Source organism: Stenotrophomonas sp. GD04054 (assembly GCF_029836955.1).
Taxonomy (GTDB): Bacteria; Pseudomonadota; Gammaproteobacteria; order Xanthomonadales; family Xanthomonadaceae; genus Stenotrophomonas; species Stenotrophomonas maltophilia_A.
In genome coordinates this window covers 94,644-112,059 of the sequence record NZ_JAOECR010000003.1, presented here as the reverse complement: position 1 = coordinate 112,059, position 17,416 = coordinate 94,644, and the positions used below count along the sequence as shown (strand labels likewise).

Annotated in this window: 15 protein-coding genes; 5 read left to right on the top strand and 10 right to left on the bottom strand. The window is 68.3% G+C overall.

Annotation, left to right across the window (positions count from 1 at the left end):
• Positions 1 to 86: 86 nt before the first annotated feature.
• The 6 genes from N7573_RS03435 to N7573_RS03410 all read right to left on the bottom strand — a co-directional run bounded on the left by N7573_RS03435 (position 87) and on the right by N7573_RS03410 (position 7,455).
• Positions 87 to 2,573, bottom strand: coding sequence for a DNA topoisomerase I (locus N7573_RS03435; protein WP_279912493.1), 2,487 nt, complete (start codon positions 2,571 to 2,573; stop codon positions 87 to 89).
• 193 nt (positions 2,574 to 2,766) lie between these two features.
• Entirely contained in the window at positions 2,767 to 3,699 is a 933-nt protein-coding gene (locus tag N7573_RS03430) for an RDD family protein (protein ID WP_279912494.1), read from the bottom strand.
• A 49-nt stretch (positions 3,700 to 3,748) separates the two neighbouring features.
• A complete protein-coding gene (locus N7573_RS03425) occupies positions 3,749 to 4,507 on the bottom strand; it encodes a pilin (RefSeq protein ID WP_049423390.1) in 759 nt (252 codons plus the stop codon).
• Between the two features lie 39 nt (positions 4,508 to 4,546).
• Positions 4,547 to 5,020, bottom strand: a complete 474-nt coding sequence (locus N7573_RS03420; protein WP_005411195.1) for a DUF494 family protein — start codon at positions 5,018 to 5,020, stop codon at positions 4,547 to 4,549.
• 43 nt (positions 5,021 to 5,063) lie between these two features.
• Positions 5,064 to 6,191, bottom strand: a complete 1,128-nt coding sequence (dprA, locus tag N7573_RS03415) for a DNA-processing protein DprA (protein WP_279912495.1) — start codon at positions 6,189 to 6,191, stop codon at positions 5,064 to 5,066.
• Positions 6,192 to 6,321: 130 nt separating this feature from the next.
• Entirely contained in the window at positions 6,322 to 7,455 is a 1,134-nt protein-coding gene (locus tag N7573_RS03410; protein ID WP_032128553.1) for a LysM peptidoglycan-binding domain-containing protein, read from the bottom strand.
• A 126-nt stretch (positions 7,456 to 7,581) separates the two neighbouring features.
• Between N7573_RS03410 and def the strand changes: the two genes are divergently transcribed.
• The 4 genes from def (at position 7,582) to N7573_RS03390 (ending at position 12,218) form a co-directional block, all read left to right on the top strand.
• Complete coding sequence (gene def, locus N7573_RS03405; RefSeq protein WP_008267110.1) at positions 7,582 to 8,094, top strand: peptide deformylase; 513 nt, start codon at positions 7,582 to 7,584, stop codon at positions 8,092 to 8,094.
• Between the two features lie 120 nt (positions 8,095 to 8,214).
• On the top strand, positions 8,215 to 9,138 hold the full coding sequence (gene fmt / locus N7573_RS03400) for a methionyl-tRNA formyltransferase (protein ID WP_032128555.1): 924 nt from the start codon (positions 8,215 to 8,217) through the stop codon (positions 9,136 to 9,138).
• Positions 9,139 to 9,141: 3 nt separating this feature from the next.
• Positions 9,142 to 10,473 (top strand): 16S rRNA (cytosine(967)-C(5))-methyltransferase RsmB, encoded by a 1,332-nt coding sequence (gene rsmB, locus N7573_RS03395; RefSeq protein WP_279912496.1) that lies wholly within the window; start codon positions 9,142 to 9,144, stop codon positions 10,471 to 10,473.
• A 23-nt stretch (positions 10,474 to 10,496) separates the two neighbouring features.
• Positions 10,497 to 12,218: a glycosyltransferase family 39 protein gene (locus tag N7573_RS03390; RefSeq protein WP_279912497.1), complete on the top strand. Its 1,722-nt coding sequence runs from the start codon at positions 10,497 to 10,499 to the stop codon at positions 12,216 to 12,218.
• A gap of 18 nt (positions 12,219 to 12,236) precedes the next feature.
• On the opposite strand, the gene N7573_RS03385 is transcribed toward N7573_RS03390, so the two are convergent.
• Positions 12,237 to 13,358, bottom strand: a complete 1,122-nt coding sequence (locus N7573_RS03385; RefSeq protein ID WP_279912498.1) for a glycosyltransferase family 4 protein — start codon at positions 13,356 to 13,358, stop codon at positions 12,237 to 12,239.
• Positions 13,359 to 13,401: 43 nt separating this feature from the next.
• Positions 13,402 to 14,220: a glycosyltransferase family 2 protein gene (locus tag N7573_RS03380; RefSeq protein ID WP_049401006.1), complete on the bottom strand. Its 819-nt coding sequence runs from the start codon at positions 14,218 to 14,220 to the stop codon at positions 13,402 to 13,404.
• Between N7573_RS03380 and N7573_RS03375 the strand changes: the two genes are divergently transcribed.
• Entirely contained in the window at positions 14,219 to 15,277 is a 1,059-nt protein-coding gene (locus N7573_RS03375; protein ID WP_279912499.1) for a CDP-glycerol glycerophosphotransferase family protein, read from the top strand. The genes N7573_RS03380 and N7573_RS03375 overlap by 2 nt on opposite strands.
• Before the next feature lie 97 nt (positions 15,278 to 15,374).
• On the opposite strand, the gene N7573_RS03370 is transcribed toward N7573_RS03375, so the two are convergent.
• Together N7573_RS03370 and N7573_RS03365 are read right to left on the bottom strand one after the other, a co-directional pair.
• A complete protein-coding gene (locus N7573_RS03370) occupies positions 15,375 to 16,919 on the bottom strand; it encodes a PH domain-containing protein (RefSeq protein ID WP_279912500.1) in 1,545 nt (514 codons plus the stop codon).
• Positions 16,916 to 17,416 (bottom strand): PH domain-containing protein, encoded by a 501-nt coding sequence (locus tag N7573_RS03365; protein ID WP_279912501.1) that lies wholly within the window; start codon positions 17,414 to 17,416, stop codon positions 16,916 to 16,918. The genes N7573_RS03370 and N7573_RS03365 overlap by 4 nt, the downstream gene beginning before the upstream one ends.

Below are 17,416 nucleotides of genomic sequence, written 5' to 3'. Positions count from 1 at the left end.
GCTGGCCGGCATCAGCGGTAGGTAATGACTGCTCATGGTGGGTGCGGACCGTTGGTCCGCCCCCCTCATCTACGCATGGCGTGGATCTACTTCTTTGCAGCGGCCTTCTTCGCCGGGGCTTTCTTCGCAGCAGCCTTCTTCACCGCTTTCTTTGCCGGGGCCTTCTTGGCAGGCGCTTTCTTTGCAGCGGCCTTCTTCGGCGCCGCTTCCTTCTTCACCGCGGCCTTCTTTGCCGGGGCCTTCTTCGCGGCAGCCTTCTTGGCGCCGAAGCCCTTGCGCACCGGCTTGCCGGTTTCTTCCATCAGCTGCTGCACTTCGGCCAGGGTCAGCGAGGCCGGTTCGCGATCCTTGGGGATCTTGCCGTTCATCCTGCCGTCGCTGATATACGGGCCGAAACGGCCGTTCAGCACCTGGATGTCGCTGCCCTCGAACTCCTTGATGATCCGGTTGCGCGCGATCTCTTCCTTCTCTTCGATCAGGAACACGGCGCGCGCCAGGTCGATGGTGTACGGGTCGTCCTCCTTCTTCAGCGAGGCATAGGTGCTGCCGCGCTTGGCGAACGGGCCGAAGCGGCCGATGCCGACGCTGACCGGCTCGCCGTTGTCCTCGCCCAGTGCGCGCGGCATCAGGAACAGCTCCAGCGCGTCTTCCAGGGAAATGGTGTGCATCGACTGGCCGGGGCGCAGCGAAGCGAACTTCGGCTTCTCCTCGGCATCCTCGGCGGTGCTGCCGATGGCGGCATAGGGCCCGAAGCGGCCCAGCCGCACGCTGACCGGCTTGCCGGTCTTGGGGTCGGTGCCGAGCTCGCGCGCGCCACTGGCCTCCGCGCGGTCGACCGATTCCTTCTTGTCTTCGACCAGTTCCTTGAACGGTTCCCAGAAGCGGGCCATCAGCGGGATCCAGTCTTCTTCGCCACGCGAGACGGCATCGAGCTCGTCTTCAAGCTTGGCGGTGAAGTCGTAATCCACGTACCGGGTGAAGTGGCTGGACAGGAACTTGGACACCGCGCGACCCACATCGGACGGGCGGAAGCTGCGGCCTTCCATTTCCACGTACTTGCGGAACAACAGGGTCTGGATGATCGAGGCGTAGGTCGAGGGACGGCCGATGCCGTACTCTTCCAGCGCCTTCACCAGCGCCGCTTCGGTGTAGCGCGGCGGCGGCTGGGTGAAATGCTGTTCGGCCTGGATGCGTTCCAGCGGCACGCGGTCGCCGGGCTTCATCGCCGGCAGCTTGCGGCCTTCGTCCTCGTCCTCGGCACTCTTGTTGTCCTTGCCTTCCTCGTACACGGCCAGGAAGCCGGGCACGACCACGGTGGTGCCGCTGGCACGGAACACGTGTTCGCTGCCGGCCGACAGGTCGACGCTGACCGTGTTGAGCGTGGCCGGAATCATCTGGCAGGCCACTGCACGCTTCCAGATCAGTTCGTACAGGCGGCGCTCGTCGTCGGTGAGGAAGCGGGCGACCTGGGCCGGGGTGCGCAGGGCCGAGGTCGGGCGCACCGCTTCGTGCGCCTCCTGGGCGTTCTTCGACTTGGTCTGGTAGGTGTTGGGCTGGTCCGGCAGCGAGGCGATGCCGTAATCACGGGCGATCACGTCGCGGATCTCGGCCAGCGCATCCTGCGACAGGTTCACCGAGTCGGTACGCATGTACGAGATCAGGCCGACGGTGCCTTCGTCACCAATCGCCACGCCTTCATACAGCTTCTGCGCCACCTGCATGGTCTTGCGGGTGGTGAAGCCGAGCTTGCGCGAGGCTTCCTGCTGCAGGGTGGAGGTGGTGAACGGCGGCGCCGGGCGGCGCTTGCGCTCCTTGCTGGCCACGTCGGTGACGTGCAGCGAGCCCTGCGCGGCCTGCTGGATGCGCATCCGCGCCGCTTCAGCGGTGTCGCCATCGGTGATGGTGAACTGCTCGAACTTCTGCCCGTCCAGCTTGATCAGCTTGGCGTTGAAGTGCTGCGACGGGTGCGCGCACTCGGCGGCGATCGACCAGTACTCGCGGGCGATGAAGGCTTCGATCTCTTCCTCGCGCTCGACGATCATGCGCAGCGCCGGGCTCTGCACGCGGCCGGCGGACAGGCCGCGCTGGACCTTGCGCCACAGCACCGGCGACAGGTTGAACCCGACCAGGTAATCCAGCGCGCGGCGCGCCTGCTGGGCGTCGACCAGGTCGCTGGCGATTGCGCGCGGCTGGCTGATCGCTTCCTTGATGGCGCGCGGGGTGATCTCGGTGAACACCACGCGCTGCATCGGCTTGTCCTTGACCAGCCCGCGTTCCTTCAGGATCTCGGCGATGTGCCAGCTGATCGCTTCACCCTCGCGATCCGGGTCGGTCGCCAGCAGGATGTCGTCGGCGCCCTTGGCGGCCTTGGCGATCGCATCGACATGCTTTTCGTTCTTGTCGATCACGTCGTAGTGCATGGCGAACCCGTTGTCCGGGTCGACTGCGCCTTCCTTCGGGATCAGGTCGCGCACGTGCCCATACGAGGCCAGGACCGTGTAGTCCTTGCCGAGGTATTTGTTGATCGTCTTGGCCTTGGCCGGCGATTCGACGATGAGCAGGTGCTTGGGCATGTCAGGAAAGGTCTGTGGGCGGACCGGGGGAGAGGGGCCGCTAGGGTGGAGCAAACGGCCGCATTAGTGAAGCGGCCACGGGCAAATCCATAAACTGAACGCCCGGTAATGTGCCGGGCGTTCAGGTTTCACCTTATTAGAGGAATCACGCCCGGCCAGCCCATGTCAAGCAGCCAGGCGTGAGGATGGCCGTTCATGAGGCCATCTTGGCGATGAAGCCAACCGCGAACACCATGAGCGCCAGGCCCACCAGCGACAGCAGGCCGGTCAGTACGAGCACCAGCACGGTCACCGTGCCCAGCTCCCGGCGCTGCAGCTGCGGCTGGTCGGTGTAGGCCCAGCGGTCGACCACCAGGGTGTCGCAGATCATGTCGTGCAGGCTCTGCTTGCGCTCGGTGAAGGCGGCCATCAGGAAACCGATGCCGAGGGTGAAGGTGCTGAGCACCGCGGCCCAGTAGCGACCAAATGCGCGGGCCTTGGTCAGGCGCTCGCCATTGCTGCGCACGACCTTGATGCCGACCGCCATCTTGCCCAGCGTGGCACCGCCCTGCGAGGCATGGAACCAGGTGTAGTACGCCATGCCGATGGCCAGGTTGATCAGGGCACTGGCCAGCTGGGCCACGATTTCGATGGCCGATTCGCCGCTGCCCACCGCACCCATGCTGGCACCAAGCATCACACCGAGGATGGCGCCGATGATGCCGCCGGGGATGGCCAGCACGAAGTAGTCGATCATGTAGGCCGCCACGCGCTTCCAGAAGCCCGCGTAGACCACTTCGCCGCCCATCACCGGCTGGGCATGGCCGCCGCCGCCGAGCGCCGCAGGGGCGCTGTAGGGCGAACTGCTGAGGGCGCCGGTGCCAGGCAGTGGCGCCGTACCGTTGTCGATGGCGGCATAGTCGCCACGCAGGTCGAAGCCGCCACTGCCGGTGGCCGTGCTGGCGTCGGCCAGTGTCTGCAGTCCCAGTTCGTCGACCACCTGGCTCAGCGCAGCCCACTGCGCCATGCCTTCGCGCCAGACCAGGGTGTCCAGGTTCAGCTGGCCGCGCTGGAAGCGCTGGCGGATCTCCTGGACCGGCAGCGGGCCCTGGCGTTGCTGTCCTTCGGCGTAGTACCACTCAGTCATTGCATGTTCCCTGTTGAATCATCCTTGGAGGTGCTGGCGTGCGCGTGGCTCAGCCGCGGCACGTCGGCGGCAGGTACTTGTCGTTGCTTTCGCCACTGCATTCCCAGCGGCCGCTGTCGCGATCGTATTCCAGCCACAGCAGGTCGCCATCAAGGCTCTTGCCGGGCAACGCCAGGGTGGCTTCGATGCCGCAGTGGCCATTGTTGAAGCGACCGATGTTCACCGCCGACAGCCCTGCATGGGCGAAGTCACCCGGGGCCGGGAAGCCGGCGTCGTTGGCACCGGGGCAACGGCCTTCGTCATCGGCGAAATGCTGCACCTGGTCCTTCAACGGCTGCAGCGCGGTCACTGCGCCGGCGACCTTGGCGCGCACGGTGTAGTCGTTGTAGGCGGGCAGCGCGATGGCAGCCAGGATGGCCACGATCGGGACCAGCACCAGCAGCAGGCCGCCGCCGATGATGGCGGTCAGGGCGCAGCCGGACAGCTTCTTCTTCGGCGCCGGCAGGGCGGTGGCCGATGCACTGGTGGTGTAGGGCGTGGACGGCGGCAGTACCGGCGGCTGCGGCGGAGGCGGTGCCACCGGTTCCGGATCGGGCTCGGGTTCCACCGGCGGTGCGGCAGCGTCCAGCGCCGGCACGATCAGGCCGAGTTCGTCGACCACGGTGCGCAACGGCTGCCATTGCGGCAGGCCGTCGCGCCAGACCAGGGTGTCCAGGGAGATCTGGTTGTTGCGGAACAACTCGACCAACTGTTCCGCCGGCAGCGGACCCTGCTGCCGGTTGCCTTCTGCATGGAACCACTCGCTCACGGGGACGCTCCTGAATGCGCTATGCCCCCAAGTGTACGGTCAGTGCAGGGGTTCTGGCTCGTCCATGAACATCTGCGTCTCCATCCAGGCGTACGCCGCCTCGGAGCCGGGCTGGTTGAACAGCACCATCAGCACGACCCACTTCAGGTCGTCCAGGTCCAGTTCGTCCTGGTCCAGGGCCATGGCCCGGTCCAGCACCAGCTCGCGCTGGTCGGCGTCGAGGATGCCGTGCTGTTCCAGGTACAGCAGGAAACCACGGCATTCCACGTCCAGCTTGTCCAGCTCGGGGCCGTGGTAGACGCGCACGGGGCCATCGACCCGTGCCTGGGCCACGCTCGGCCGCTGCGCGGCCAGGGCATCGAGCCAGTCGAATGCCTTGTTGATCTCGGTTGGGCTGAAACCGGCCTGGATCAGGCCGTTCTGGAGCGAATCGCGGTCACGGATCAGGTCCGCATCTTCGCTGAAATAGTGTTCAAACAGGTACAGCAGTACGTCCAGGATGCTCTCTTTCATTGCCCCTCGGCCTGCGTCGCGCGACGCTGTGGAGGTGAAGAAACTAGGGAGTTCGACAGTAGCGGCCGTGTACGCACACCACGATTCCCGCCAGTTCCATGGCCAGCAGCATGGAGGACACCTGGGGCGCCGTCAATCCACAGCGCGTGATCAGTGAATCCATACCGCTTGGGTTGTGGTCCAGGGCCCGCCACAAGCACTGGTAGTCAGGGTCGTCGGCCCAGCGCGCCGGCAGGAGTACCGACGGTGCCTGTTCAGTGGGGGGGGCGAGCCGTGATTGCAAGCCCGGCAGCTGCTGGCGAAGGGCGGGCGCCAGCAGTTCAAGGACCTCCTCCGGGCGCTCGACCAGTGCGGCACCCTCGCGGATCAACCGGTGGCAGCCCGCGGCGCGTGGGTTGAGTACCGAACCGGGCAGGGCACAGACCTCGCGGCCGGCCTCGGCGGCCAGGCGTGCGGTGATCAATGCGCCGGAGCGCTGGGCGGCCTCGACCACCACCGTCGCCAGCGCCAGCCCGGCCACCAGGCGGTTGCGGGCTGGAAAGTGACCGGGGCGTGCCGGTGTGCCCGGCAGGTACTCGCTGAGCACCGCGCCTTCGGCGGCGATCCGGGCCTGCAGCCTGGCGTGGCTGTCCGGGTAAGCCCGGTCCGGGCCGGTGCCGATCACCGCCACGGTGCAGCCCCCGGCGTCCAACGTGGCCTGGTGAGCGGCCGCGTCGATGCCTGCCGCCAGGCCGCTGGTCACCGCCAGCCCGGCTTCGACGAAGCAGCCGGCAAACCGGGCGGCCAGGGCGCGTCCGCCTGGCGTCGGCGAGCGGCTGCCGACCAGCGCCACCGACGGGCGCCAGGCCAGGCTGGGGTCGCCGGCGATGAACAGCGCCAGGGGTGGGTTCGGGACATCCAGCAGGGGCGGGGGGAATGCCGGATCGGTGAAGGCCAGCAGGTGCTGGTTGTCGTCTTCCAGCCAGCGCCGTGCCACGGCCCAGGCCCGGGTGTCCGGGCATTCCAGCGCGGCGCACTGCTCGGGCGTGCAGCCGTGCGCGCGCCAGTTCGCGGCGCCCTGCGCGATCGCAATCTCCACGCTGCCTGCGGCCTGCAGCAGGGCCCGCCGTGGCGCCAGCGCGCCGCCTGCCATCAACAGGCGCAGCAGCGCCTCGTCAGCTTGGTTGGTCATCTCCCCACTATCGAGCGCATACAACAAAGGCGCCCTAGGGCGCCTTCGCATGTGGCTGTCAGGTTTTGCCGGAGGTGCCTGCCGGCCAGCGGCCGGCACTACCTGCAGTGGCCGGGCAACACGGGACTGCTTACTTCGCGTCCGGGTGCAGTGCGTTGAACCCCACACGTACCGGCTTCACGCCCTGCATCACCAGCGCGTAGCTGACGTTGTCGAAGGTACGGAACACCATGGCGTGCGCGGCGTATTCGTCCGGCAGCGAAACCCGGCCGGCGCCGGTGCTGAGCGAATCGTCCATGCGCGACGAGGTCGGGTACTTCATGCGGTGCGCCACGTGGCGGCCCGGGCGCCACAGCGAGAACACGGTGCCGTTGTCCACGCCCTGGGCGCGACCTGCGGAAATCGCGATCACATCGCGCGGGCCAGCGGCGGTGAACATGTCGGTGACGGCCAGCACGCGCACATCGACGCCCTCGACACCGGCGGCCGGGACATGGGGGACGAACTGCAGGTCGTACGGCTTGGCCTCGACCGGGACCAGGCGGTCGCCGGCACGCACCTCGCGGCCGCCTTCGTTCTTGTCCAGCACCAGGGTGGACGCCTCGACCTTGCCGCCGGCGACATGGGTGATGGTGCCGGTGGCGACCTGGGCCAGCTCATAGCCGAGTATGCCGCGGCGGTGGTTGGGGGCGTTGTAGGCCCGCCACAGGTTGCCGCTGCCGGGGGTGACGTCGCCGTTGGCGGTCAGGTCCTCGGTCGGCTTGGGCTGGGCGTAGCGCACGGTCGGGCGGACCACGGCCCAGCGCTGGCCCAGCTGGGCGTCGGCCAGGCGCACGTAGACCGCACTGCCGCTGGTGACGCGCAGGCGTTCTTCTTCCAGGCCGGCCACATAGGGTAGCTGCTCGATGCTGTCGACCACGCTCAGCTGCTTCAGGAACGGCTCGACCTGGGCCAGCGGAATGGCATCGATCGGGGCTTCCTGGCGCGGGCCGGGCTTGGCAGCGACGGTCACCCGGTCCAGATAGGCCAGGCTGAGCACGTCACCGGGATAGATCAGGTGCGGATTGGCGATCTGCGGATTGGCCTGCCAGATCTCCGGCCACAGCCACGGCTTCTGCAGGAAACGTGCGGCGATATCCCACAACGTATCCCCTTTTCGGACCACATAGGTGTCCGGGTGCCCGCCATTCACTTCCACGGCGGTAGCATAGGCAGCCACGGTCAGCATCGCCGCGGCGACGACCGTACGAAAACGAAGCAACATAGGTGTGAAGCCCTGATTCCCCAACAGGTCCGCGCACTATAGTCCAGAAACCGGGGCGCAAGGCAAGCGTTGGAGCTAGAATCTGCGACGTATGCCGGCGTGCCGGCCCCCTATCCGGAAACAGCCATGGCCCTTCTCCCCATTCTCGAGTTCCCCGATCCGCGCCTGCGTACCAAGGCTGCGTTGATCGAAGCCGCCGAAGTCACCACGCCGGCCTTCCAGGAACTGATCGACAACATGTTCCTGACCATGTACGACGCCCCGGGCATCGGCCTGGCCGCCACCCAGGTGGACGTGCACAAGCGCTTCATGGTCATCGACGTCAGCGAAGAAAAGAATGAACCGCATGTGTTCATCAACCCGGAAATCGTCGCCAAGGACGGAGGCCGGGTGTACCAGGAGGGTTGCCTGTCGGTTCCGGGCATCTTCGCCGACGTGACCCGCGCCGATACCATCACCGTGAAGTACCTGGACCGCAACGGCCAGGAACAGCAGCTGGAAGCCGGCGAAGTGCTGGCCACCTGCATCCAGCACGAGATGGATCACCTGGACGGCAAGCTGTTCATCGACTATCTGTCGCCGCTCAAGCGCGAGATGGTGCGCAAGAAGCTGGCCAAGCAGCGCAAGCACGTGGCGTGATCGCCAATCCGGGCCGCCCTTCGGGTGGCCCGTGCCTGCGCGACGCGCGCGGGCTGTACGGCGCCGGCCGACGGCGCCGTTTTCTTTCCTGCACGAATCCATCCTGCAAGTGGGGTAGCCATGAGGATTGTCTTTGCCGGTACGCCGGAATTCGCGGTGTCGTCGCTGCGCGCGGCTGCGCGCCACCATGAGGTCGTGGCCGTCTACACCCAGCCTGATCGTCCGGCCGGCCGTGGCCGTGGCCTGGCGCCGTCGCCGGTCAAGCTTGAAGCCGTGGCCCGTGGCATTCCGGTCTACCAGCCCGAATCGCTGAAGGATGAAGCCGCCCAGCAGCAGCTGCGCGACCTGCAGCCGGACCTGATGGTGGTGGTGGCCTATGGCCTGATCCTGCCCAAGGCGGTGCTGGCCATTCCGACCCACGGCTGCTGGAACGTGCATGCCTCGCTGCTGCCGCGCTGGCGCGGTGCCGCGCCGATCCAGCGCGCGATCCAGGCCGGCGATGCAAAGACCGGCGTCTGCCTGATGCAGATGGAGGCCGGCCTGGATACCGGCCCGGTGCTGCTGCACCAGGAGCTGCCGATCGCGGCCACCGATACCGGTGGCCAGCTGCATGACAAGCTGGCGGAACTGGGCGCGCAGGTGCTGTCCGACGGCCTGGGCCTGCTGCGGGCCGGCATCAAGCCGATCGCGCGGCCGCAGCCGGAGCAGGGCGTGACCTATGCGCACAAGCTGGACAAGGCCGAGGCCCGTCTGGACTGGGCGCTGGATGCAGGGGCGCTGGCACGCACCGTGCGCGCCTTCAATCCGTGGCCGATCGCCGAGGCGACGCTGGCTGGCGAGCGGGTGCGCATCCATGGCGCGGTGGCGCTGGATGAGGCCCACGGCCAGGCGCCGGGCACGGTGCTGGCGGCCAGCCGCGATGGCATCGACATCGCCTGTGGCCAGGGCGCCCTGCGCCTGCGTGTGCTGCAGCGGGAAGGTGGCAAGGCGATTACTGCGGCCGACTACCTCAACGCCCGCCGCGATCTGCGCGTGGGGGCATAAGCGGTGTCGAAGCAGAACGATTTCTCCATCGCCAAGGCGGCGCCGGGCGCGGCCACGCGCATGCTGGCCGCACGTGTGCTGGCACAGGTGTTCACCCGTGGCCGTTCGCTGAAGGCCGAACTGGCCTGGGCGCTGCCGAAGCTGGCCGACAGCCGCGACCGCGCGCTGCTGGAAGCCCTGTGTTTCGCCGTCCTGCGCCGCCGCAGCACCTATGACGCGGCGCTGCAGTCGTGGATGCAGAAGCCGCTGTCGGCGCGTGATGCCGATCTGCGCACGCTGCTGATGGTCGGGTTCGCCCAGCTGGACGTGCTGGAGCTGCCGGCGCACGCGGCGCTGTCGGCCACCGTCGATGCCGCGCGTGCACTGGGCCGTGAGCGCCAGGCGGGCCTGGTCAATGCGATCCTGCGCCGCGCGCAGCGCGAAGGTTTCCCGGAGCAGCCAGCGCGCGATGCCTTCCCGGAATGGCTGGCCGATGCGGTGGAACGCGATTGGCCGGCACAGGCCGACGCGATCTTCAGCGCCAGCCTGCAACCGGCGCCACTGTGGCTGCGCGCCAACCGCCAGCAGGGCGGTCGTGACAAGGCACTGGCCGCGCTGGCCGAAGCCGGCATTGCCGCAGAAGCCAGTCCGCTCAGTGCCGACGCGTTGCGCCTGGCCTCTCCGGTTGCCGTGAATCAGCTGCCCGGCTTCGCCGAGGGCGCGATCTCGGTGCAGGACCTGTCGGCGCAGTGTGCCGCCGATGCGCTGGCCCCGGTGGCCGGTGCCCGCGTGCTGGACGCTTGTGCGGCACCCGGCGGCAAGTCGGCGCATCTGCTCGAGCGCGACCCCAGCCTGCGCCTGCTGGCGCTGGATATCGACGCGCGCCGCCTGGCCCGTGCACGCGATACCTACACCCGTACCGGCGTGGGCGAGCATGCGCAGACCCTGGCGGCAGATGCCAGTGATCCGGGCGCCTGGTGGGATGGCGTGCCGTTCGACGCGATCCTGCTTGATGCGCCGTGCTCGGCGACCGGCGTGATCCGCCGCCAGCCGGATGTGATGTTCCACCGTCGCGCCGAAGACATCGATGCACTGGTCGGCGTGCAGGCGCGCCTGCTGGAAGCCTGCTGGTCGATGCTGCGCCCGGGCGGCGTGCTGTTGTATGCCACCTGTTCGATCCTGCGCGCCGAGAACATCGATCAGGTGCGCGCGTTCCTGAAGTGGCATCCGGATGCCGTGGCGCAGCCGCTGGGCGATGCATTCGGCGTGGATTGCGAAGGGGTGGCGCGCCAGCGGCTGCCGGGTGAAAACGATGCTGACGGTTTCTTCTACGCGCGTCTGTTAAAAGCAGCCTGACCCCCGCTGCCGTTTCGAGTCCCATGCTGAAAGCCCACGCGTCGCGCCAGACGTGGTTGTTGGTGGTGATGGCCCTGCTGGTGCTGGGGGCCGGCCTGGGCCTCCGTGATCCGTGGCCCTCGGATGAGCCACGTTTCGCGCTGGTGGCCAAGCAGATGGTCGACAGTGGCTACTGGTTGTTCCCGCATCGCGGCCCCGAGCTCTATTCGGACAAGCCGCCGATGCTGATGTGGTTGCAGGCGGCGATGTACAGCCTGGTCGGCCACTGGCGGGTGGCGTTCCTGCTGCCCTCGCTGCTGGCCGCGCTGGGCACGCTGTGGTGCGTGGTCGATCTCGGCCGCCGCCTGTGGACGCGGCAGGTGGGGCTGTACGCGGGCTGGGCACTGCTGTTCGCGCTGCACTTCACCTTCCAGGCGAAGAAGGCGCAGATCGATCCGCTGGTGGTGCTGTTCATCACCCTGGCCAACTACGGCCTGCTGCGCCATCTGCTGCTGGGTCCGGCCTGGCACTGGTGGTGGCTGGGCTGGTTCTTTGCCGGCGTCGGTGTGATCACCAAGGGCGTAGGCGTGCTGGCGCTGATGATGATCGCGCCGGCGGCAGTCGCATCCGTGCTGCACTGGCCGCGGGTACGCCTGCACGTGCGCGACCTGCGTTTCTGGCTGGCACCGTTGGCCTTCCTGCTGGCGGTGTCGCTGTGGCTGGCGCCGATGCTGCTGGCAGGCTTTGCCACCGGTTCGGAGCCGTACCGCGCCTACATGGACGACATCCTGTTCCGGCAGACCGCGCGGCGCTATACGCAGTCCTGGGACCATCACCAGCCGTGGTGGTACTTCCTGGCGATCATGCCGTCGATGTGGATTCCCGCGTTCCTGCTGCTGCCCTGGGCGCTTCCGGCCTGGTTCCGGCGGCTGCGCCGGCGCGATGCGCGCTACCTGCTGCCGTTGGCCTGGTGGCTGCTGGTCGTGCTGTTCTTCTCCCTTCCGCACGGCAAGCGCGACGTCTACATCCTGCCGGCATTGCCAATGTTCTGCCTGGCGTTGGCGCCGTTGCTGCCCGGGTTGCTGAGGCGGCGCGATGTGCAGCGCGTGCTGGGCGCATTCACCGCGTTGCTGGCACTGGCGCTGGGGCTGGTGGGTGCGCTGGCGCTGCTGGGTGATCCGGATTTCGAAGTGCGCCTTACCCATGGCCGCGGGTTGCTTCCCGGTGCCACCGATTCGCTGGCCTGGGCGGCGCTGGCGATGGCGGTCTGGTCGGCCTTGAGCCTGTGGGTGTGCGGGCGCCAGCGTCGGCACGTTGCCCTGGTCTCTACCCTGGCAGGAGTCTGGGTGCTGTACAGCCTGGTCGGTTATCCGGTGTTGAACGACTCCAGCTCGGCCCGTGGCCTGATGCGCGAAGTGAGTGCACGCATCGGCCCGCAGGCCGAGCTGGGACTGGTGGCATGGAAAGAGCAGAACCTGCTGATGGCCGATCGCCCGGCGGCCACCTTTGGATTCGAAGCACGTTGGCATCAACAGCTGCAGGCGGCCGTGCGCTGGCAGCGGCTGGTTCCGCAGCAACGCTGGCTGCTGGTGAACGAGGATGCGATGCAGGCCTGCATCGATCGTGCGCGGGCCGAGATGGCGGGCATTTCCAATCGTCGCCGCTGGTGGCTGGTGCCTGCCGATGCGGTCGCCGGCGACTGCCGGCCGTCAGTGGCGGAACTCGAGCACGAGCGCCGTCTGCAGGGGCCCGGCATCACCGATTGAGCGTTCGGGGAACGTGGCTCAGGTGCTGGCCAGGGCGGCGTGATAGCTGGCCAGCGTGGCGTCGGCGAATGTCTGCAGGCCGAACTCCCGCTGTGCATGGCGGCGTGCTGCGCGGCCCTGTTCCGGCAGCGCATCGCGCTGTGCGTACAGCGCCTGTACCTGGGCGGCGATGGCGTCGATGTCGCGTGTGGCAACCACCCAGCCATCGACGCCTTGTTCGATGTTCTCCGGCAGGCCCGCGTAGTCGCTGACCAGCATCGGCTTGGCGCTGGCCATCATCTCGCGGCAGGCGAAGGAGATCGTCTCGACGTCATGGGACAGTACGAAGCCAGCATCGCCGGCCGCGATCAGGACACGGGTATCGGCCAGCAGGCCGGTGAAGTGCACCTGCGCGGCCACCTCGCCCAGCGCCTGCACCTGTTCGCGCTGCTGCGCGCTGGGCAGGTGGCCGGCCACGGCCATGTGCACATGCGGACGCACCGCATCGGGCAGCCGTGCGATGGCCCGGGCCAGGTCGATCCAGCCCTTGTAATCGTCGGTGCCGGCGTTGCTGACCAGCACCAGCGCCTGTGGATCCTGCGTCCACTGCTGGCGCAGCGCGCTGCCGGTGCCGGCCGGCTGCGGTGAGTAGCGCTCCAGGTCAACGCCATTGCGGACCACGTCGATCGGGCAGCGACGATACGGGCCCTGTTCCAGCAGGCGCTTGGTGTCGGCCGAGACCGCGATCAGCCGATCGGTGGCGCAGCGTGCGCGCAGCGCATTGCCAAAGGTATTGGTGGGTTTGCTGTTGTGCTTGGTCAGCACGATCGGCGGGCGGCGCATGCCCAGCAGCCCCTGCATCACGAAGCGGTGGTCGCGTGCACCGTTGACATGGATCAGGTCGATGCCTTCATCGTGCACCAGCCTGCGCAGCGCGCGCTGTTCGGACAGCTGCCGGGGCAGCGTTGGCAGGCCGCTGCCGAACGCAATCGGCAGTGTGCGGGCAATGCCTTCAGCGGCCATGGTCCGCAGCAGGCGGCTGTCGGCCGGCGCGGCGACGTGGAGCGTGTGCTGGCCGTGCAGCGCACGCGCCAGCGAGACGATGTACGTGGTGTGGCCGCCACCGTCGCCGTAGTGGAAGTTGGTGTACAGGATTTTCATGGGGGGTCTTCAGGCAACGCCCGCGCAGTGTGACACAGCGTGGTCAAGGCCGGTCCGCGGAAGGCGCCGGGTCGGCCACCGCCTGTCCATTGCCCAGCATCCACAGCATGATGGTCTTCTGCCGCACGTAGTTGGCGCGGACGTAGGCGTAGACCAGACCATGCCAGCCGTCGCGGAAGCCGCCACGGAACAGGAAGCCGCGCCAGAACCGCCAGGCCGGCGCCAGCACCAGCTTGCCCAGCGTGGCCCGCTTGCCGCGTGCGAACTCGTGCTCGGCCATCATCCGCGCGTACTTCTCGGTCTTGGCCAGCTGCTGCTGCAATGACCGGTACGGATAGTGGATCAGGTCGCCGCGCAGGGTGCCCACACTGCCGTCGACACTGGCCGCCTCGTGGATCTCGCGCTTGCCGCGCCAGCCGCCGCGGCGGCGGTCGAACAGGCGCATCACCCGGTCTGGGTAGGCATTGCCATGGCGCAGGAACTTCCCGAAGTACTCCGAGAGGCGGGCGAAGCGGTAGCCGGCCTGGCCGCCGAAGCCACCGTCGCGGGCCTGCTCGATGGCCGTGCGCAGCTCGGGGCTGATGCGCTCGTCGGCGTCCAGGCACAGCACCCAGTCATGGCTGGCCTGCTCGACGCAGAACGCCTTCTGGCTGCGGAAGCCCTCGAACCGGCGCTGCAGCACGCGGGCACCGGCGGACTCGGCGATGGCTACGGTGGCATCGGTGGACTGCGAGTCCACCACCACGATCTCATCGCAGAAGGCCAGCGAGGCCAGGCAGTCGCCGATGCGCCCGGCCTCGTTGAACGCGATAATGCACGCCGAGATGCGAGGCCGTTCGATGGGAGCGGTCGTGGAGGACATGATGGCCGGGTACCTGTTGTTTGCGACGGAGCGCTATGCGCTGCCTATTCTCGCCCCGTTGGCGCAGGCCTTGCACGCGTCCGGGCAGGAGGTGGCGGCCTGGTTCGAGGACGGCGCGGCCGGCAGCAGCCTGCCGGGGGTGCCCAACGTGGGCCTGAAGCAGGCCCTGGCAATGCGTCCGCGGGCGGTGTTCAGCGCGGCCAACTGGGTGCCGACCTTCCTTTCGGGGGCCAAGGTGCAGCTGTTCCATGGCTTCAACGTGGAGAAGCGGGACAGCGCCCGCGGCCACTTCCGGGTGCGCGGCATGTTCGACCTGTACTGCACGCAGGGCCCGGCCACCACCGCGCCGTTCCGCGAGATCGCCAGCCTGCAGGGCCACTTCGCGGTGGCCGAGACCGGCTGGCCGAAGCTGGACCCGCTGTTCCGCGATGACGGTGGCGAGAGTTCCGCGCTGCGCGCACCGGCCGGAGACCGCCCGGTGATCCTGTTCGGCTCGACCTTCACTGAACGGTTGAGTGCGGCCCCACACCTGCATGCGCAGATCGCCGCTGATATCGCTACCGGCGACCACTACTGGCTGCTGACCCTGCACCCGAAGTGCCCACCGGAACTGTTCGAACGCTACCGCGCGCTGGCCGGTGCCAATGCCCGCTTCATCGAGCCGGAGCAGGTGATGGCCGCGCAGCGTGCCGCCGATGTGCTGGTGTCGGACACCTCATCGATCGTTTCGGAGTTCATCGTGCAGCACAAGCCGGTGGTGACCTTCCGCAACCGCGTGCCGAAGCCGCACATGATCGACTTCGATGATCCTGCGCAGCTGCAGGCGATGCTGCAGCGCGCGCTGCACCCGGACGCCGCGCTGCAGGCGGAAATCGTGCGCTACGCCGATGCCATCCACCCTTACCGCGATGGCCGCTCCAGTGAACGGGTGATCGCGGCCACCGAGGATTTCCTGTCCGGTGAAATGGGTGCGTTGCGGCGCAAGCCATTCGGCAGCTGGGTGCGCGATCTGCAGATCCGCAAGGACCTGGGGTATTGGGGCCCGTCGCAGCGCTGATGCCTCGCTGACCCCGCTCGCGGTAGTGCCGGCCGCTGGCCGGCAACCTCGGGAATGGCGGCAGTTGCCGGCCGGCGATCGGCACGACCTGTAGTGCTTACCAGCGCAGCTTGCGCCGCGCCAGCGCCGCGGCCAGTTGATCCATCACCTGTTGGGCCTGTGCCTGCGGCAGATGATGCAGCGTCAGCGCCACATCACCATGCGCGCCGGCGGTATCCAGCTGCAGGCTGCTGGTGCCCAGCAGTTTGTCCAGCGGCGAGCGTTGCAGGCGCAGGCCCTGCACCTTGTCCAGCTCGGCCCAGCGCCACCAGCGCTTCCACCAGCCGCCGCGCACCGCCACATAGTGTTCGTCCAGGTACCAGCCCATGCGTGCCATCTGCCGGTGCGCGACCAGCAGCGCCACCGGTAGCCACGCCAGCACCAGCAGGCCCCATGGGCCCCAGCGCCAGTACGCGGCCGCAGCCAGCAGCGGCACCAGCACCAGTGCGCCCAGGCACAGCCGCCACCAGCCGCGCTGCGGAATGGACTGCCATTGCAGCGGAGGCCACTGCAGCTGCGGCAGCAGGTGCTGCACCAGCTGCTCACAACGTGTACTGGACGCCAGCGGCGCGAGTTCGCGCAGGGCGCGGTCCTCATCGCGCGCGGGGCCACCGGCGGCACTGTCGATGCGCAGCTGACGCAGCCCGAACCAGCGCTGCAAAGTACCTTCGCGCAGCGTCCAGGCCTGGATGCGCCGGCGCGCCACGCTGCTGCGGGTGCGGCTGAGCAGACCGGCCGATACGGTCAGGCGTCGGTCCTGCTCGCTGAGGGTGAAGCCGTGGTAGCGCAGCAGGGTCAGCACCACCGACAGCACGCGCAGCGCCAGCCAGCCCAGCAGCAGCGCGGCAGCCAGCAGCAGAAACGCGCCGGTCACGCCGGGGTGCAGATGGCTGGCGTAGCCAAAGGCTTCGCGTCCACCGCGCTGGAGGGCATCGTCCATCACCGGCCGTGGCACGGTCTGGAACAGCACGCCGAACGCGGCGATCGCCAGCGCCCAGCCGCGGTTGGAGAGCAGGCCCATGCGTACCACGTCCCAACTCGACAGGCGCAGCAGTACCTGCTCGTTCTCAGTCGCGGTGCTGGCAACCGGGTCGGGCTCGGTGATGTCGGCGGCCTGCGGCGCCTGCCCGCGCTGGCGGACCAGCCGTTCCAGCGCCAGCGCCTGGTCCAGCTTCAGCACCCGCATCTCCGCTTCCGGGCGCACGCCACCGGCTGATTCCAGGCGCAGCTCGGCCACACCAAACAGACGGTGCAGCGGGTTCTGTCGCACCTCCACGTTGTGGATGCGCGCGAACGGAATCTCGCGCCGGTTGCGCGCGAGCAGACCGCTGCGCACGGTGATCGCATCACTGCCGATACGGTAGCGGTAGCTGAGGTACTGCAGCACCGACACCAGTACCAGTGCGGCAATTGCCGTCAGCGGAATCAGCTGCGCCCACATCGGGTCGCGGTCGCCGCGCTGGCCGAACACCAGCAGTGCGACCAGCGGCAGGAAGTAATGGCGCAACTGCATCAACAGTACGAACAACCACGACCACGGATGCAGGCGGTGGTCCTCGCCACCGGCGGGCAGTGCTGCAGGCAGAGGCGGTGGCAGGCTCACAGGGCGTCGGCGTCCTGGTCGAGCTGGTGGGACAGGGTATCGCGCAGGCGCTCGGCATCCGCCTCGTCCAGGCCGCTGACGGTCACCGCGCTCATGCGGGTGCCGGCGGTGTGCACGATCAGCGTGGCCAGGCCAGCACGGCGTTCCAGTGGTCCACGGCGCAGGTCCAGGTGCTGCACGCGCGAAATGGGGATGCGGGTTTCCAGCTGCCACATCAGGTCACGGCGCAGGCCCAGGCCCTGTGCGTCCAGCCGCCAGCGGGTGCGGACCAGGCGGCGGTGGCCGAGCCACGCGCCACATGCAGCCCCCACCAGCAGCCCAAGGGCGGCCGTCCACAGGCCGCCGGGCAGGTCGAAGAACCACGCGGTTGCGGCCAGCGGCAGGCCCGGCACAAACAGGCCGCCGAAGGCACCTTCCAGTGCGGCCAGCCGCGCGGCGCGGCGCGGCAGCGACTGCCAGGCATCGGTGGTCGGAGCAGTAAGGGGAACGTCGGTCAC

Excerpts from the sequence above, each read along its gene's own strand:
- N7573_RS03435 (WP_279912493.1), bottom strand. The coding sequence starts at position 2,573 with ATGCCCAAGCACCTGCTCATCGTCGAATCGCCGGCCAAGGCCAAGACG.
- N7573_RS03430 (WP_279912494.1), bottom strand. The coding sequence starts at position 3,699 with ATGACTGAGTGGTACTACGCCGAAGGACAGCAACGCCAGGGCCCGCTG.
- N7573_RS03420 (WP_005411195.1), bottom strand. The coding sequence starts at position 5,020 with ATGAAAGAGAGCATCCTGGACGTACTGCTGTACCTGTTTGAACACTAT.
- dprA (WP_279912495.1), bottom strand. The coding sequence starts at position 6,191 with ATGACCAACCAAGCTGACGAGGCGCTGCTGCGCCTGTTGATGGCAGGC.
- N7573_RS03410 (WP_032128553.1), bottom strand. The coding sequence starts at position 7,455 with ATGTTGCTTCGTTTTCGTACGGTCGTCGCCGCGGCGATGCTGACCGTG.
- def (WP_008267110.1), top strand. The coding sequence starts at position 7,582 with ATGGCCCTTCTCCCCATTCTCGAGTTCCCCGATCCGCGCCTGCGTACC.
- fmt (WP_032128555.1), top strand. The coding sequence starts at position 8,215 with ATGAGGATTGTCTTTGCCGGTACGCCGGAATTCGCGGTGTCGTCGCTG.
- N7573_RS03390 (WP_279912497.1), top strand. The coding sequence starts at position 10,497 with ATGCTGAAAGCCCACGCGTCGCGCCAGACGTGGTTGTTGGTGGTGATG.
- N7573_RS03385 (WP_279912498.1), bottom strand. The coding sequence starts at position 13,358 with ATGAAAATCCTGTACACCAACTTCCACTACGGCGACGGTGGCGGCCAC.
- N7573_RS03375 (WP_279912499.1), top strand. The coding sequence starts at position 14,219 with ATGATGGCCGGGTACCTGTTGTTTGCGACGGAGCGCTATGCGCTGCCT.
- N7573_RS03380 (WP_049401006.1), bottom strand. The coding sequence starts at position 14,220 with ATGTCCTCCACGACCGCTCCCATCGAACGGCCTCGCATCTCGGCGTGC.